We start from the raw sequence: 16700 nt of genomic DNA, 5'->3' as shown, positions 1-16700 counted from the left end.
AAGCTCTTAAGAGAACACAACAAGTTAGACCGGACTTGGCTGCTAAATGGGTACAGTCACACCGCGCAAAACAGAAAGAAGAGGATTGTTGATAACTGATATATCAGTTATCAACAATCCCATAATGTAAGCTATTTGCTCATCCTGAAGGTAACCCTCTTCCCTCCAGGTATCTCTATCTCTTCACCAGTTCGAGGATTTCTACCCTTTCTGGGTGACCTTTCAGTAACCTTGAAGGTTCCAAAGCCCCTTATGATCACGTCCTCCCCTTTCTCAAGAGAGGATCTAATCTCACTCAACATCTCTTCGAACACCTTCTGTACTTGTGACTTAGTCATACCAGTACGTTCTGCCACCTGATTTATTAATTCTGTCTTTCCAGGCATGTTAGTCCCTCCCGAAAACTTTTCTCTCCTGCTCACAATATATGTGAGTTGGCCGCGATTATAACATATACTTCAGCTATACTCACATAGCGTATAGATCATATGCTACACGAATTTTGATTCTTAGCGGCAAGATGCCTGCCACAATAAATAAAGTTTTATTAGGAGCATGCCTAATGATAAAGCCTTCTACGTTCTCCATAGTCGCGTTAGATCCAGTTACTGGAGAATTGGGCGTAGCCACCCAAAGTAAATTCCTAGCTGTGGGTGCAGTAGTACCCTGGGCTAGAGCCAATGTAGGCGCTATAGCCACACAGTCATGGGCAAACACTTCTTATGGTCCCAAAGGACTAGATCTACTTGAGCAAGGTCTTTCCCCTCAAGAGGTGTTGGACAGGTTACTAGATGAGGATCCAGATAGGGAATTTCGCCAGGTAGGAATAGTGGATTTCCAAGGAAGATCCGCAACTTTCACAGGCTCCGAGTGCTTTCCATGGGCAGGGGGTAGAAGTGGTCCATACTATGCTTGTCAGGGCAACATACTAGTCAGCGAAGACACAGTCATAGCCATGGAACAGACGTTCAACGAGTCCGAGGGGGAGTTAGCAGACAGATTAATAGCTGCCCTGCAGGCTGGCCAGAAAGCTGGTGGTGATAGTAGAGGGCAACAATCAGCAGCCTTGTTGGTGGTCAAAGATAGAGGGGGTTATGGTGGCTTTAACGACGTATACATAGATCTCCGAGTTGATGACCACTCATCACCTATAGATGAATTAGCAAGGCTGTTGAGACTACACAAATTGTACTTCCCAAGGGAGAATGAAGAGCTACTAGAGATAGATGATAATATCCTCAGTGAAATATCTAGTGCATTATCTTCTCTCGGCTACCTAGAAGATAGTAACCAAGGCAAAGAATCCATTATGAAAGCCTTTGAGAAATTCGCAATGAAAGAAAACCTAGAAGAAAGGCTACGGGAAGATAACAAGATTTATCGCGTCGTGCTTGACTTTCTTGCGGAGAAGGCAGGTAATCGTTGAACATGATCGGACACGCTCTCTTGGCCTATATTCTGCTGTGGGACTCCGTATATCGGAGAGGATTCATTAGGAGTGGACTGTAGAGTAATGATAATGAAAAACCAATCATCTACCTCTTGGAACCCGCTGAAAAAGACATATTTGTTATTCTTCATAGTAACGCTATTGCTGATTGCCTGCAGTATAGGGCAGGAAACTAGCAGCCAAAACAAAAGCAGTACTCCCACGGAAGTCAGCAGTGCATCGAGCCCGAGTCCTGCTGCGATTTCCCCTCAAAGCCCTTCTCCTAGCCCAACCGCCATACATACAAATAACTCGTCATCTAATAGCAGCGCTAGCGCAAACCAAAACAAGCATACTAATGTCCCTCAGTTCATCAGACAGGAGGGTGAATTAAGCATACCGGAAGTGGTGCACATGGTGAAGCCTTCTGTGGTGGAGATAATAGCGTGCGAATTCGAGAATTGCAGCCGCGGTAGCTCCGGTACCGGATCGGGCTTCATCATCGACAAAGAAGGCCACATAGTGACGAATAATCACGTGGTGGAAGGTGCTCGGCGAGTCACGGCTATACTCTACGACGGTCGTATCAGAGAGGCCAAAGTCGTGGGTACAGATCCCCTCACAGATGTAGCTTTAATAAAGATAAACGACAATAAGTTGCAGCCTGCGAAGTTAGGAGATTCCAGTAAGGCACAGGTAGGAGAGACCGTAGTAGCTATAGGTAGTGCTTTGGGATTGATGGGAGATCCTACCGTCACCGTAGGTGTGATCTCTGCTTTGGATCGAGCTCAGGAAGAGCCAAGTACGGACCCAACACAGCCTGGGACTAACCTATATGGACTAATTCAGACTGATGCTGCGGTTAACCCTGGTAATAGCGGCGGTCCCTTGCTTAATCTCAAAGGAGAAGTCATAGGCATAAATACACTTGGAGCTAGGCTAACTGAAGGTGGAGTCCCCGTTCAAGGTATAAACTTCGCCGTATCGATCAACACGGCCAAGGATGTTGTCCAAGAGATACTACAGAAGGGAAGAGTTACCTACCCTTATATAGGTATATGCACGACATTTATCTATCCTGAGGATGTAGTGCGCCAGAACCTTCCTAATGTAAGAGGTCAACTGATAACCCCTTGTGCGCCAGGAGTCCCTGGAGTTAGACCTGGTACACCAGCATCAAGGGCTGGTCTGCAGGAAGGAGATATAATCGTCGCTATAGATAATCATAAGATCAGCAACGAAAGCGACTTCGTCCGGATACTTAGAGAGCACGAGCCTGGAGACAAAATTACCCTAACAATAGAAAGAAACGGCAAGAAGATTCAAAAGGAACTAATATTAGCAGAAAGGCCATCTAATTCATAGTCATAAAATACTACAAAAACGAGAGTATCCCACAGGTCCTGTTTATAATGTTACCTGTGGGATACCTTTCTAGGGCTAAGTTTATATGCGTAGAAACTGGGCAGATGTAGTACTCGAATCCTGCGCAATCTTCGTATTGGTTATGGCGCTTTCTTACCTAGGAAAGTCAAAGTTCAGAGATCTTCTGCTAGACCTAGGTTGGCTGTCATCTAATGGCCCCACCAAAACATTTGCAGAATGGTATATAGCAACACCTGGTCATGCAGCTATAACCTGCTTGTTGATAGCTTTAGCTGTTAGTAGCTTATACACACTCACACAAATCGTGACTTTTAAAGTCATAAGGGGAGAGGATTAACCCCTCCCCATTACAATTGGAGCGAGGGACGAGACTCGAACTCGCGACCTCTTCCTTGGCAAGGAAGCGTTCTACCAACTGAACTACCCCCGCATCACCTTAGGAGCGGGCAACGGGAATCGAACCCGTGCCTGGTGCTTGGGAAGCACCTGTGATACCTCTTCACCATGCCCGCTTGTTAAGGTTCACCTCGATTGCATCGATAGTATAGAAAGAGTACAGTCTTGGTGTCAAGATCAAGGTAGCGATATAAGTTCTATTGCTTGGAACTGTAGGGATCAAGTACATCACGAATGCCATCTCCTATATAAGAGAGAAGAACAACCAGCAGGACAAGCATAGCACTAGGTACAAAAACCTGGAACTGGGACTGAGAGAAGAACTTAACGGCGTCATTTATCATCCTGCCTATGCTTGCCATTGGAGGCTGGGTTCCGAGTCCAAGTAGACTCAAAACCGATTCGTTAATTATCACTCCTACAGCATCCAAGGTTGCAGCCGTGATGACTAGGCCAATAACGTTAGGCAACACATGATTTAGAAGTATACGCCGATCCGTGACGCCCAAAGCTCTAGCTGCTAGTATAAATTCTCGCTCTCTTATAGAGAGCGTTTCGCCGCGCACAAACCTAGCCATAAGAGGCCAGCTTACCAGGCTAAGCGCTGTGGCTACTAGAAGCAGTCTACCAATACTCCCAAAGTGCTTGGTGACCCAATCCCCCCAAACTGCGGTAACCAATATAGCTAAGAGCAACCCTGGAAAAGCAAAAAGCATATCTGCTAAGCGAGAAAGCAGATTATCAATCCAACCTCCTAGGTAGCCCGCTAGTAGGCCAATGGTAGCTCCCAGAAGCACATTTATTGCTTCTACTACAAGGACCACCAACAAGGAAACCCTCAACCCCTGCAGTAATCGGGCAAGCGTATCTCGACCTAGGTTGTCAGTCCCCAAAGGGTGAGAAATAGAAGGTGCGCTATTGATAGCTAAAAAGTCGGTAGCAGCTGGATCAACTCTATATATAAAAGGGCCTATCAAGGCAGCCAACACTATAAATACAAAGATAATAAAACTTAGGAACGTAATTCTATTGCGGCGAAATCTCTGCCAGTAGCTGTCTCTGACATGTGATGGTTCTGCCAGCAGCCGGACTGCAGAGTCTTCTTGCGCCTGCATAGACCTATTCCTAACTCACTCTTATTCTGGGATCCAATATCATGTAAGCCATATCTGTCAACAAGTTCATGATAACTACAGCCACGCCAAGCAGGATAGTAGTTCCCTGAATAACTGCGTAATCTCTCTGCTGAATCGACTGAACTGTGAGGAAGGCTATACCAGGAACATTAAGCAGGTTTTCTACCACAAAAGCACCAGTAATGAGAAAGGCCACAGAAGGTCCTATTACAGTAACCAAAGGCAGCATGGCGTTCCTAAAGGCGTGCCTCCAGATCACCAGTCGTCTGGGTAATCCTTTAGACCTCGCAGTACGAACGTAATCCTGCGTAAGCACCTCGAGCATGCTGTTGCGTGTGAGACGAGTTATATACCCAATATTGGCAGCAGCCAATATTATGACCGGTAAGACATAGTGTTGCCAGGTTCCCCATCCAGCAACCGGTAAAGTAGGTAATCCAGCGCTATTCATAAACCTTATTATCTCCCAAGCAATGGGGATGAGAACGAATGAGGGCACAGCATAAAAACCCAAAGTCAAAAATACTATTGCCCTATCCACAACCGAGTTATGCCTTATAGCAGCAATAACCCCTAGGGGTATCCCGATCATCAATCCCAGAACTAACCCTAAACCACCTACCCTGAACGACACGGGTACTCCCGATTTGATTAGATCCCAGACACTTCTACCTTCATATCTGTAGGAGAGTCCAAGGTCGCCGTGCAGCAATCCCCATATATAACTTAGGTATTGGATCCATAAAGGTTTATCTAATCCGTACTCATGTCTTAGACGGGCGTATGTAGTTGGGTCCTGATGAGGACCCATTAATATAAGGATGGGGTCACCAGGAGCTAGATGTCCTACCATAAAGGTTATAAACGTCAAGCTAAAGAGCACGAACACAGCACTAAGTAACCGTCGTGCTATAAACGATCCCATTGTGTTCGGCCTTCTATACAGTTACTTTAGACCAGTCAGGAGCCATTATGCCTTGACCAGTAAGTACAAGCCCCTTTACAGATGGTCTGATCAGAGCAGTTACCAGTGGGTTGTACAAAGGTAACCAGCCAACTTCGTTTACAGCTATCTGTTCAGCCTGATTATAAAGCCTGAGCCTTTCCTCGAACTGAGAACTAGCGCTCATAACATCAGCCTTCTCTGTCAGCTCATCGAACTTCTTATTGGACCAATGACCATTGTTGTTTGGTGACTCAGTCTGTAATTGCTGTGACAGGAAGTTTTGAGGGTCTGGATAATCTGCACCCCAAATACTTAAGTAAAACTGCAAACCTTTTGTAGGATTCTCCCGAGTAACATCCAAATTCTTTGAGAAAGTACCTAACTCCATGGGCTGCAGGTTCACTTTTACACCCAGGTTGGTCTGCCACATACTCTGCAACGCCTCGGCAACACGTTCATTATCGCCCTCCTGACCGTAGGCAAGCGTTACACTAATAGAGGAAGGGTTAATCCCAGCAAGCTTTAGTTCCTGCTTTGCCTTATTTGGATCATATTCTAGGCCCTTCACAGGCAAATCAGACCCTGGAATTCCCTGAGGCAATATACGATCAGTAGCATGGACAGTACCGCCTAGTACTTTCTCTGCTAATGTATTACGATCAGTTGCGAAGGCAAAGGCTCTTCTGACATGAACATTGTCGAATGGCTTCAGCTTATTATTGAAGCCTATATATCTCACAGCTAGAGCGGGTACTTCCTTGTAGTCAGGTTTGCCTTTTACGTTAGGAATCTCCTGGGCCGGGATACCATCCTGCCCACCACCGGTAATGTCTAACTGGCCAGTTTGATAGAGTTGATAGGCGGTCTCGCTGTTTTGGATAAACGGCATCTGTATGTTTATCTGTGGTTTGCCCTGCCAATAGTAGGGATTAGGTTCAAGAGTCATGCTCTGGTTGTGTTTCCATTCTCTGATCCTGAAGGGACCTGTGCCAAAAGCTTTGTTCGTCCAATCCTTTCCACTCTCAACCAGCTTTCGGGGAGCAACAAATGAGTAGGGGAAAGTCATCAGATCCAGGAAATAAGCTATAGGCCTTTCAAGAGTTATTTCCAATGTCTGCTTATCTACAACACGAACACCCTTAGCCTCTTTCGCCTTACCGCTAGCTACATCCTTTGCACCCAAAATATCTTGCAGCTGGAAAGGGGCAGCAAAACTTTGAGTTGTAGGGGTCAATGCTCGATTGATAGCATATGCGAAATCTTCAGCAGTGCACTCAGAGCCATCTGCATACTTGAGACCATTTCTGAGCTTAAATGTATAAACTGTACCATCCTTAGATACTTTCCAACTCTCCGCAGCGTCTGGTACAACCTCCAAATTCTCATTAAGTTTGACCAGTCCAGAGAACACTAGGTTGATGATAAGAATGCTCTGAGCATCCTTAGGATTAGCTGGATCTATGCTAGATGGTTCAGAAATACCTGTATTAGCCCACCTTAGTACCCCTAAAACTGAAGGAGTAGCTGCACTCGGTACCTGAGTTACAATTGGGGTGCTGACAGCAGGCGCGGTTGGGGATGCACTCGGTGCAGCGGTTGGAGATGGGCTAGGGGATGATGGAGCTTGAGATGCACTCGGGGTAGGGGTCGGACCTGTAACAGATAACCCAGGGGTTGGTGTAGCAGTTGAAGATTTGCCACAAGCAGCCAATGCAAGCAGAGCACTGGTCTTCAGACTTAGCCTCAGGAACTTTCGTCTGTCCATGTCTTACTCTCCTGAGAGGGATAATAAGGTTACCATTGCCAAAAAACGGGCTAAGATTAGTATAATCCTCGCAGGCTCCATCATCAAAAGGCTAGAGATTACCTGCTTAGCTGCAAGTATAGAAGTAACTAATCCTCACTAGAGAGCGCAGACCATTCCCCGTTGGGATGAATCAGCGCATCAAGCTCTGATCCTCCGTATTTCCTAACTTTACCTCTACCCACACCTACATAATGTAACCCTGCCTCCTGAGCCTTCAACGGATCCAAAACGTTCCTGCCATCGATAATGATTGGCGTGTGCATAATAGAAGCTACTCTCTTGAGGTCAATGGATTTGAACTCTGTCCATTCAGTAAGGAGTAGCACCGCATCCGCACCCTCAGCCACCTCATATACATTCCTGCACATCCTGACGTTAGGCAGTCTTCTTGAGGCCTTAGGCATGGCCACCGGATCGTAAGCCTTTATCTCTGCGCCCTCCTGTTCGAGCAGTCTCATAATCTCTACGGACGGTGACTCGCGGATATCATCTGTATTAGGCTTATACGATATACCCCACACGCCAATAGTTCTCCCCTCGATGTGCCCTAGCTGCTCCCTTAGCTTGAATAGGACTCTACGAAACTGGTGGGTGTTGACATCCATCACGGCCTTCAGGAGCTTGGGGTCTGCTCCATGTATTGCCCCAAGATGTGCCAATGCCATGACATCCTTGGGGAAACAAGATCCACCGTAGCCCACACCAGGACGGAGGAAAGCTTTCCCTATCCTTTTATCCAATCCCATACCTTCAGCGACTACCGAGACGTCAGCACCAACCTTCTCGCAGATATCTGCTATCTCGTTGATAAAGCTTATCTTGGTAGCCAGAAAGGCGTTCGAAGCATATTTGATCATCTCAGCACTCTTGGTATCAGTTATCAACACTGGGGCATCGATTGGCTCATACACCTGCTTTAAGCGCTCAGCGGCAGACCTATCTTCCGCGCCTATCACTATGCGATCTGGGCTCATGAAATCCGAGATCGCTGATCCCTCACGTAGGAACTCAGGATTAGATAATACTTGAACACCTGCTAGTCCAGGGTTAACAGTTGATATCAGCCTCTGCAAGCTCTGGCAGGTACCAACTGGAGCTGTACTTTTGTTCACTACCAGCACATCCGGAGACTGTATTATCTCAGCGATCCTGGCTACAGCAGCCCGTAGTATAGTCACATCAGCGGCCCCATTAGAGCTGGGAGGAGTAGGTAGACATAGAAAGATAATATCCTTGTTTATCAGCCCTTCACCATAATCAGTAGTAAAGAACAACCTCTCGCTGGCAACATTGCGATGCACGAGCTCCTCAAGTCCAGGCTCGTAGAAAGGAATCTCTCCTCTTTGTAGTCCATCAATACGCTCTACATCTATGTCTATACAAACCACCGAATTACCAAGCTCTGCGAAGCACGCACCAGTTACAAGGCCTACATAGCCAGTACCCAATATTGCTATCTCGTGCACAATTCCCTACCTCGTAAGGTTTTTAGTTTTATTCCGGATTTTCAAGGCAGTATAGCAACCTGATAAGAAATTCATGCAAACTATAATTTACATTGCGTGATCATCAATCACAACTTTACAATATTATGTGTCCGAGCTACTCATCGTTGCTACTTCAGATAACCACCTAAGCAAACACTACGCCAAGCTTACTCCCCGCAAGCTAGAGATTAGAAGATCCTGGCTGCAGAGAGCATTTGAGGCGGCAGTTGATTATGCTCTCCAACACGAAGCCTATATATTCGTGCAGGCAGGAGATCTGTTCGATACTCCTGACCCTTCCAACGCTGATTTGGACTTTGTAGCTTCCTGCTATAACAGACTCCTACAGAAGGGCATAAAGATCCTGGCAGTAGGAGGAAATCACGATACACCATCCAACCAAGGCGTACAAGGTGGAAAATCCCCTCTAGCTCCGCTAGCTACACTTGGTGTGCTCAGTTTGCCAGAACGCGGCAACCCATGTCAGCTCAATGTCAATTTTGAAGGAAGAGATATAAGTATTATCAGCTTCACACCCGACTTTAACAGTCGCTCGACAGACCCCCTTGAGACTGTCCTGGATCTCGGTTTAGATCCAGATATATTAGTAACCCATGCTGCAGTCGAAGGACTTGCGCCATTTTTAGAAAATGATCCCGTAATTAGACATACATCTATCAATAGATCTCAAAATCTGAGACTTATCATTACTGGACATATACATCAATTTCAAATATTCCGACTTGGAAAAGTTCAAGTGGTCATACCTGGGTCTACTGAGCAGATAACGTTCGGAGAGGCGGGTAACCCTACAGGATTTGCTGCAATCAAAATATCTTCAGGCATGAAGATAGAGATACAGCAAGTAGATACTCCTCACCAGCCAAGAATCAATCACAACATACACATCACTGATGGAGACACTAACCTGCATGAAAAACTCCTCTCAACCATCCTGGAGTCGGCTTCGCCTGACACACTCATGAGGTTAGTGTTGTCGGGAGATATCTCAAGGACAACTTATAGATCTCTTGAGTTGGCACAGCTAATAAAGACAGGCCAAGAGGCTAATTTCCACTTTGAGATAGATACCACACGCCTGCTTTTGGTAGAGGAGTTTGCAGTAGGTATATCCAGAGGGCTGAGGATATCTCAAGTCGACAGAATTCGCGAAGTAGCTGAAGAACTGATAGGCAGCACAAACGAGCCCTCACAGGCAGGTTTGATCCAAAAGGCAAGAGACATAGTACTGGAGCTTTACAACGAGTGATTACCCTAGGAGAACTGCAAATCACCAATTTCAAAAGAATTAGGTCGCTCTATATAACCTTCCCGCGTCAAGGAACAATACTGGTAGAAGGGCCAAATGAGTCTGGAAAGAGCACTCTCTTTGAAGCCATATACTTTGCTCTTTATGGTCAACCCATAGTCACAGAGACCAATAGGAAGTCTTTGGACGATCTCATAACTTATGGTGAAAACCAGCTTCGAGTAAAGCTATCGGTGCATACTGACAAAAACACCCTGTACATAGACAGGATCGTGAAAAGAAGCAAAGGATCGACGATTACATTCAGAATAATGAGCGGATCTGGGAGAGAAGAGGTTATAAACTCCGTTAGAGCAGCAAACAGTCGTATAGTACAGGAACTTGGTGGTATCGATGGTTCTGCTTTACTTAACTCCTGCTTAGTAGAACAAAAAAAGCTCTCCAAGCTCGAGGAGCTAGATGCCAAAGAAAGGCGAGACTCACTCATGAAGATACTCAACTTGGAGAAGCTCTCTTATATCGAGGACAGGCTTCGAGTGTCCAAAGGGGAGATAGAGCAGCTCGATGCGCTCAAGATTAGGTACGAACTTGCAAACTGCTTGTCGCAGAAGGAGCAGTTGCTGATATCTCTTCGGGAGCTCGAAGAGGACTACAGGAATGGGCTCACAAACATGGCCGCCAGCCAAATCAAATCACTATACTCCAGAATAGCCAGCGCTAAGAACGACCTTGGGCAGGCTATGGAGTTGCAACAGCTATTAGCTCACAAAAAGGAGCTTGAAGGAAACATCTCAGCTAATAGGCCCAATAGGCTATTCCTAGAACCTAATACCCTAGCAGCTTTATTTCTATCAGTAATTATCTTCCTCGTAGCATTGTTCACAAATACAAGTTGGTTCATCAAAGGTCTATTGCTGATAGCCTCGATAGCCTTTATAGCTTACCTGGTGGTTAGCAATCTAAGAAGGTTAACCTCAAAGGAGGCGACTTCTCAAGATTCAGAGGCTCAATTATTGGCGCTCAGTCGTAGGGTCAGTGAAATAAGTGCCAACCTTGGGCTGAAAGATCTTAACAGCTTGCAGAACCTAGTAAATCACAGGAATATGCAGATAGCCGAATATGAGGCACAGATAAAGTTCCTGCAAACTAATCCTGAGATGGTGCTTGGTGGAGATTTACAAAGTAGGAAACAAAAGATCGATCAGATAAAGCAGGAAATACAAGTACTCGACCATAGGATAAATTGGCTCAGGAGCGAAGTACCTTCCGGCGAGGAAACCTTGCGCTCTCCTCAAGAGTACAAGAAGGAGATAGAAAGGCTTGAGGAAGACATAAGAGTACGTGAAATTGCTGTGCACATCCTGCAAGAATCAACCAAACGCATAATCTCCAATGTACTACCTGATACTGAGAGGAACATGAACTTGCTCCTACCTATCCTCACTGCTGGTCGATACCACGATGCCAGAATAAGCGAAGATTACAAGATAGAAGTCTGGGACGAAGAAGCCGGTCGATACGTAGGAAAAAACATTTTCTCAGGCGGTACCAAGGACCAGATGAGCCTCGCATTACGATTGGCCTTTGCCATCGCCAGCCTGCCGCAGGAAAGGGGTGCTTCGCCAGGATTCCTGTTCATGGATGAGCCCCTGAGCTCGTTCGATGAAGAGAGGACGCACTCCCTAATAGACCTGGTAACTATTGGAGAGCTGGCGAGGATATTTCCACAGATATGCATAATATCTCACAGCAAGTCCTTTGATCCGGGTGCATTCCAGTACTTCATACGTATGGAGGATGGCAGAGTTGCCTCTAGCAACCTAAGTGGTCGAGAAGAGTTAAGCCTGGCCTAAAGAATGCTATAGCGACCACCAGCCCAACACTTATGGAGGCGATATGTGGGAAGAGCATCAAGATGATGAAGCCATCGTAGCGAAGAACGTCTGGAAGGAATTCGATGGCACACCAGTAGTCAAGAACGTGTCCTTTACAGTCTTAGAGGGAGAGATCTTTGGCTTTATAGGGCCTAGCGGTTCCGGCAAGACAACCATGATAAGGATGCTAGTTGGGTATTATCTCCCTACGAAGGGGGACATAAAAGTACTTGGCATGCCTCCTAGCAAGCTTGGGCGAAAGGGTCGCAGGAGATTAGGATACTTGCCACAAAACTTTGTACTTTACCCCAACTTATCAGTCATGGAGAATATGCGGTTTGCCGCATCCCTCTATGGGTTACTTCCTATACAAAGGCGAAAATACATAAGAAACACTTTAGAGTTCCTGGAGCTTTGGCCTCACCGAAAAAAGTTAGCAGATAATCTTTCTGGAGGCATGCAACGTAGGTTGGAGCTGGCTGCTGCGTTAGTACATAATCCAGATATTCTGTTCGCAGATGAACCTACAGCAGGCATAGATCCAATCCTTAGAGAACACATCTGGGAAGGATTCAGACAACTCAAGGGTGAAAAGAAGACTCTCTTTGTCACAACCCAGTACGTCACTGAGGCTGAGTACTGTGACCACGTAGCACTCATGTCGAATGGTCAGATAGTAGCCTGTGATACTCCTGAAAACCTCAGGAGGACAGCTATAGGTGGGGATGCTATCGATGTTGAGCTAGAGGGCGTTGTTCAAGGTGACTTAGCAGACGTAATACAGTTTGAAGGACTGAAAAGAGTTGAAAAACTTTCGGATAACACTTGGAGATTTTATGTGAACAACGCTAGCTCCAGCGCGCAGGTGCTAGTTACCTGCCTGAACTCGTGCGATATATCTGCAAGGTCTATAAAAGAGTACAGGCCTAATTTTGACGAAGTCTTTGTAAGACTGCTACAGGATAGAGAAAAAACAGCCCCAAGCAAAGCAGATCCTACCCCCCGTTGATTCTAGAGCGCACTATTGCCATCACCTCGCTGGACTTGGCCCTAGCGGTGGATTCGATTTCCTCTGCTCGTCTCCTGTATCCATCTGCCTGAGTACTATCCCTCATCAAATTACAATTTATGTACACATTCAGAAGTGCTCCCCTCGCTGCTGCCTCGGCCATCAACGCGGATACACCAGCATCGCTAACTGCGTTGGCATTGCCTTTACCTGCCACATACTCAGATAGCTCGAGCACTTCCACGCATTTCTGAGCTATAGTCAGAGGCACCTCACAAGCTCCAATCAAGGACTTCTGTATCTCAGCGTTCCTTACGGCTACCTGTTCTTCAGTGTCTTTGGGCAATCTGAATGCATTCATTAGAGCATTATAAGCTTCTTCATCATCATGCATAAGCTGTAGCAAAGAGGACCTGAGTTCCCCACAGGAAGCTACTACCCTCCTCATATCCCCCTCAAATTGCATATATTTCTTCTTCCCTATGGTGAGGTTGGCCACCATAGATGAGAGCGCAGCTGCTATCGCCCCTACAAGTGCTGAGGCTGCACCTCCCCCAGGTGTTGGTGCACTGCTGGCAAGGCTGTCTAGAAATTCTTCCAAATTCACCTCAGACCTCCTAGAGAGTATTGACATCTCTACAAGTTGACTAAAGCTCAATCTTGGTAAGCCAAGAGCATACGAAGCAGCTCCAAGAGCTACACTAGAAGGCATTAGCCCCACAAGCTCACTACTAACCACGTAGGTTCCCTCCTGAGCAGCCAGCTGCTTCACCCTCTCAAAAACTAGATGCAGCGGAGCCCTCACCGGATCAACTATATTCATTGATACTTGAGCAAGCCCCAGGCTCTCCAGCCATAGACCTAGGGCTCTGACACCCAGCATACCCCCAGAGGATTCTCTTATTCTAAGGGCTATCCTTTTAGCTATGGAAACATCAGGCGTACCAAGAACACAGTTAAAGGCTATTAGTGGACCCCTGGCGCCCACAACACAAGCACCTGCTGTCGGATGCGGCATGGCAGGGCCAAAATCTGGCTCTAGGAAATTCCCAGCCAGTATGGCCTGAGAATATAGCCTTCTCACATCCGGTAGAGCCCTATATTCAGGATGCCTTGCGGCCCATTCGTACAAGTACACCGGAACTTCAAGCTCATCGCCTACTCTAGATGCAACCTCAATTGCCGCCTTTACGCTATCCTCTTGAGTAGCTGCCCCAAGCGGCACAAAAGGCACTACATCCACAACCCCTATTCTGGGATGCACCCCCACATGGCGCCTTATATCTAACACCTCCACTGCCCTTCGTATCATAGACATTACAGCCTCAACTATTTGATCAGCGGGAGCAGTCAGAGTGATAACTGAACGATTATGGTTGGGGTCTGAATGTATGTTTAGGACATAAGCTCCCAATGCTCTAGCAGCCGAGGCTATGGACTCTATCTTTGCTCTATCTCTGCCCTCGCTAAAGTTGGGTACGCACTCGAGCCATCTACCTAACAACTGCAGCACCGCCCAGCATCTTAATATTGAATCTCTCAAGCATTCTTACCATAGCCTCTAGCGGCAAACCAACCACATTGGTGTATGATCCCTCCATTCTCTCCACTGGCGAGAAAAACTCATCCTGAACAGCATACCCCCCAGCTTTATCCATAGGAGATCCAGTTTCTACGTATGAGACGATTTCCTCATCGCTATAGTCGCGCATCTTTACTCGAGTCGTTACTACGCTGCAAATCAGCAACGTTCTATCACCAGCACAAACAGCGGTATGTACTAGGTGCTCCCTGGCTCGGAGAGCCTGTAACATCTCGAAAGCTTCCTCTCTAGAAATGGGCTTTCCGAGCGAGCGACCATCGAGATCGACAACAGTATCGGCAGTGATCACTAGGTAGTCTTCAAAGCCAGATTTGGATGCTACATTTCCCCACTTCTCATAAGCTAGCCGCCGTGCTAGATTCCAGGGACTTTCACCCGGAGCAACATCTTCAGGAATGTCAGGTGAGAAGATCTCAAACTGAATCCCCAGTCTAGAAAGTAGTTCTTTTCTACGTGGTGAGGAAGAAGCCAAAACGATCTTTCGATGCAGCATTCTATAGATAGACTAGCAAAAACTGTAAAAGCTTGAGTACAAATCCTAGTAACTGTAACTCCAAGTTGATAGAGTCGTTAGTGTGAGTGGAGAAGAAAGGCAACTCAAGAAAATAAGAATAACTCTTCTACCAGCTGCCCAGAGATTTATCCTCGATGCGGCCAATACCCTAACGGAGCAAGAAGATAGCGCAGCTATGGGGATAGAGTCCCCCTGTGGTGGGGCAGGGTTCTGCGGGAAATGTAGAGTCCGCTTTCTTGAGAATATCCCACCACCAACGAGTTGGGACAGGCTACACTTTGAGAGCAAGGAGCTATCGGCAGGTTTTCGCCTGGCTTGTAAGGCAAAACTAGACTCGGACTCTATAGTGGTAGTACCCAATAAGCCCGGTAAGGTGTGTATACAGGGCAAAGAGTACAAATACAACTTTGCCCCTAGTGCGCAAAAAACAGTGATACATGCCTCGCTCTCGGATGTTACAGATGATAACAGGCATATCCTGCCTATAACTATCCTAACAGCTTACAGGAAAGAGCTAACATTATATTCTGTCGGGAGTGATATAACAAAAACGGAGCCGGGAGTAAGTAAGAAGCAGTGCCAAGGAGTGGCGGCAGTCGTAAGAAACAGAAGTATCTCGGTATGGGCCCACGATCTAGAGACTGGAGAGGAGATCTTCACGGCTACAGTCAAGGAGATCAATAAGGGACAGTCTCTACAGGGCTTGTTAAGAGCAGCCTGTCTTAAGCAGGGCAGACGCCTCTCTGACATAAACGACGCACTCATAGTAACAGATGGAACCCTGAGGATAGACGAAGAGGAAGGCAACTATAAGATCTTTGGACGTGGGAAGCCTCCCATTTGTGGACTCGCGATTGCTTCGATGATGGGAGCAGATATACAAGTAGACGCGCCGAACATGCTCATGTCCCTAGAACCATATCCATGGATTCTCCTCACCGTCGGGGACAGATGTCTACTCACCTGGGACTACAATGGCTTCTTCAGGAAGGATCTATTCAATTTTGAGCACGATATAGCTGATGAACTTAAACCAACCTTCGCACAGGCAATCGAAGCCACGATAGCCTTAAAAAAGATCAATCTAATTGATGATAAAGGACTGCTTCATCTCACAACCCCAATCAGAAAGAACCCAGAGATAGAAGTCCTTGATATAATCCATAGCGACAAGAACCTTTCTATTCGAATTCGCACACAGACAGATACATTCCTGCTCTCCCAAGCACACATACGGCAAGTTCAGAGGATCAAGGGAGTACTTGCAGATCTTCAGGATAAATTGCTCACCAGGGCAGATATAGATAGCAACGAGTTGGTGAAGATAGTGTTATTAGGGGAATCCCTCGGATTTACTTCTCAGAAAGGACTGAAAGATCTAGGGATTCTAAGAGCGTCAGAAGGCACAGTTATAGAATCCTTCCCCGATGCTGAGGCATTTGGTGCCAGGCTGATGTTGCTCTCATCCCGAGCTTACAAGGATGCTACAGGGCTATTGGAAACTATCGAGTCTATCCCTAATCCAATGTTAAGCAGGGACTGGGCATCTAACCTCTATATCTCAACACAGAGCAAAAATAGCCACAAGCTAAAGCCTAAGGAAAAAGCCCTCTAGAAGCTCAAAAAGACTTGAATTTGATCGCTATGAGTTGATAGACTTTTTATGCGCGGAAGTGTCGGAATTGGCAGACGAGCATGACTTAGGATCATGTGCCGCAAGGCGTGTGGGTTCGAGTCCCACCTTCCGCACCTAAAAAACAAACAAGACATAACAAAGCTGGAGGATAATTATCCTCCAGCTATTTTTATATAGACCTGGTTTTTATACACTATGCAAGCTGGA

At 46.5% G+C, this 16700-nt stretch carries 13 protein-coding genes and 3 tRNA genes; 7 read left to right on the top strand and 9 right to left on the bottom strand.

The genetic code is table 11. The features are described from left to right. Positions 1-131: 131 nt before the first annotated feature. The gene (locus tag N2245_RS13100) at positions 132-386 is read right to left on the bottom strand and encodes an HU family DNA-binding protein (protein WP_012874657.1); all 255 of its coding nucleotides are present in this window, start codon (positions 384-386) and stop codon (positions 132-134) included. A 176-nt stretch (positions 387-562) separates the two neighbouring features. On the opposite strand from N2245_RS13100, the gene N2245_RS13095 reads away from it, so the two are divergent. Together N2245_RS13095 and N2245_RS13090 are read left to right on the top strand one after the other, a co-directional pair. Then, positions 563-1426: a DUF1028 domain-containing protein gene (locus tag N2245_RS13095; RefSeq protein WP_494537171.1), complete on the top strand. Its 864-nt coding sequence runs from the start codon at positions 563-565 to the stop codon at positions 1424-1426. A 417-nt stretch (positions 1427-1843) separates the two neighbouring features. After that, a complete protein-coding gene (locus N2245_RS13090; protein ID WP_494537170.1) occupies positions 1844-2794 on the top strand; it encodes a S1C family serine protease in 951 nt (316 codons plus the stop codon). 375 nt (positions 2795-3169) lie between these two features. Here N2245_RS13090 and N2245_RS13085 read toward each other — a convergent pair. From N2245_RS13085 to N2245_RS13060, 6 genes are all read right to left on the bottom strand, one after another. Beyond that, positions 3170-3245, bottom strand: a tRNA-Gly gene (locus N2245_RS13085). 11 nt (positions 3246-3256) lie between these two features. Next, positions 3257-3327, bottom strand: a tRNA-Gly gene (locus N2245_RS13080). A gap of 81 nt (positions 3328-3408) precedes the next feature. Then, positions 3409-4326, bottom strand: coding sequence for an ABC transporter permease (locus N2245_RS13075; RefSeq protein ID WP_494537169.1), 918 nt, complete (start codon positions 4324-4326; stop codon positions 3409-3411). Positions 4327-4336: 10 nt separating this feature from the next. Continuing rightward, entirely contained in the window at positions 4337-5272 is a 936-nt protein-coding gene (locus tag N2245_RS13070; RefSeq protein WP_494537168.1) for an ABC transporter permease, read from the bottom strand. Between the two features lie 13 nt (positions 5273-5285). Beyond that, positions 5286-7058 (bottom strand): peptide ABC transporter substrate-binding protein, encoded by a 1773-nt coding sequence (locus N2245_RS13065; protein WP_494537167.1) that lies wholly within the window; start codon positions 7056-7058, stop codon positions 5286-5288. A 128-nt stretch (positions 7059-7186) separates the two neighbouring features. Then, positions 7187-8566: a UDP-glucose dehydrogenase family protein gene (locus tag N2245_RS13060; RefSeq protein WP_494537166.1), complete on the bottom strand. Its 1380-nt coding sequence runs from the start codon at positions 8564-8566 to the stop codon at positions 7187-7189. A gap of 127 nt (positions 8567-8693) precedes the next feature. On the opposite strand from N2245_RS13060, the gene N2245_RS13055 reads away from it, so the two are divergent. Genes N2245_RS13055 through N2245_RS13045 form a run of 3 tightly spaced genes read left to right on the top strand, consistent with a single transcriptional unit; the run spans position 8694 to position 12740 of the window. After that, positions 8694-9857, top strand: coding sequence for a metallophosphoesterase family protein (locus N2245_RS13055; RefSeq protein ID WP_494537165.1), 1164 nt, complete (start codon positions 8694-8696; stop codon positions 9855-9857). Continuing rightward, a complete protein-coding gene (locus N2245_RS13050; protein ID WP_494537164.1) occupies positions 9854-11710 on the top strand; it encodes an ATP-binding protein in 1857 nt (618 codons plus the stop codon). Before N2245_RS13055 ends, N2245_RS13050 begins: the two co-directional genes overlap by 4 nt. 43 nt (positions 11711-11753) lie before the next feature. After that, positions 11754-12740: an ABC transporter ATP-binding protein gene (locus tag N2245_RS13045; RefSeq protein WP_494537163.1), complete on the top strand. Its 987-nt coding sequence runs from the start codon at positions 11754-11756 to the stop codon at positions 12738-12740. Here the strand turns inward: N2245_RS13045 and ftcD are convergent. Both ftcD and N2245_RS13035 read right to left on the bottom strand, forming a co-directional pair. After that, complete coding sequence (ftcD, locus tag N2245_RS13040) at positions 12727-14253, bottom strand: glutamate formimidoyltransferase (RefSeq protein ID WP_494537162.1); 1527 nt, start codon at positions 14251-14253, stop codon at positions 12727-12729. The two genes, N2245_RS13045 and ftcD, sit on opposite strands and share 14 nt — an antisense overlap. Continuing rightward, the gene (locus tag N2245_RS13035; protein WP_494537161.1) at positions 14234-14815 is read right to left on the bottom strand and encodes a Maf family protein; all 582 of its coding nucleotides are present in this window, start codon (positions 14813-14815) and stop codon (positions 14234-14236) included. The genes ftcD and N2245_RS13035 overlap by 20 nt, the downstream gene beginning before the upstream one ends. Positions 14816-14918: 103 nt before the next feature. Here N2245_RS13035 and N2245_RS13030 point away from each other — a divergent pair, with 103 nt between their 5' ends. Next, positions 14919-16472: a 2Fe-2S iron-sulfur cluster-binding protein gene (locus N2245_RS13030; RefSeq protein ID WP_494537160.1), complete on the top strand. Its 1554-nt coding sequence runs from the start codon at positions 14919-14921 to the stop codon at positions 16470-16472. A 52-nt stretch (positions 16473-16524) separates the two neighbouring features. After that, positions 16525-16606, top strand: a tRNA-Leu gene (locus tag N2245_RS13025). Positions 16607-16700: the final 94 nt, after the last annotated feature.

Source organism: Thermobaculum sp. T2p (assembly GCF_059335935.1).
The sequence above is the reverse complement of the archived record's forward strand: the minus strand, read 5'-3'. Positions and strand labels throughout refer to the sequence as shown.

Excerpts from the sequence above, each read along its gene's own strand:
- N2245_RS13100 (WP_012874657.1), bottom strand. The coding sequence starts at position 386 with ATGCCTGGAAAGACAGAATTAATAAATCAGGTGGCAGAACGTACTGGT.
- N2245_RS13095 (WP_494537171.1), top strand. The coding sequence starts at position 563 with ATGATAAAGCCTTCTACGTTCTCCATAGTCGCGTTAGATCCAGTTACT.
- N2245_RS13090 (WP_494537170.1), top strand. The coding sequence starts at position 1,844 with ATGGTGAAGCCTTCTGTGGTGGAGATAATAGCGTGCGAATTCGAGAAT.
- N2245_RS13075 (WP_494537169.1), bottom strand. The coding sequence starts at position 4,326 with ATGCAGGCGCAAGAAGACTCTGCAGTCCGGCTGCTGGCAGAACCATCA.
- N2245_RS13070 (WP_494537168.1), bottom strand. The coding sequence starts at position 5,272 with ATGGGATCGTTTATAGCACGACGGTTACTTAGTGCTGTGTTCGTGCTC.
- N2245_RS13065 (WP_494537167.1), bottom strand. The coding sequence starts at position 7,058 with ATGGACAGACGAAAGTTCCTGAGGCTAAGTCTGAAGACCAGTGCTCTG.
- N2245_RS13045 (WP_494537163.1), top strand. The coding sequence starts at position 11,754 with ATGTGGGAAGAGCATCAAGATGATGAAGCCATCGTAGCGAAGAACGTC.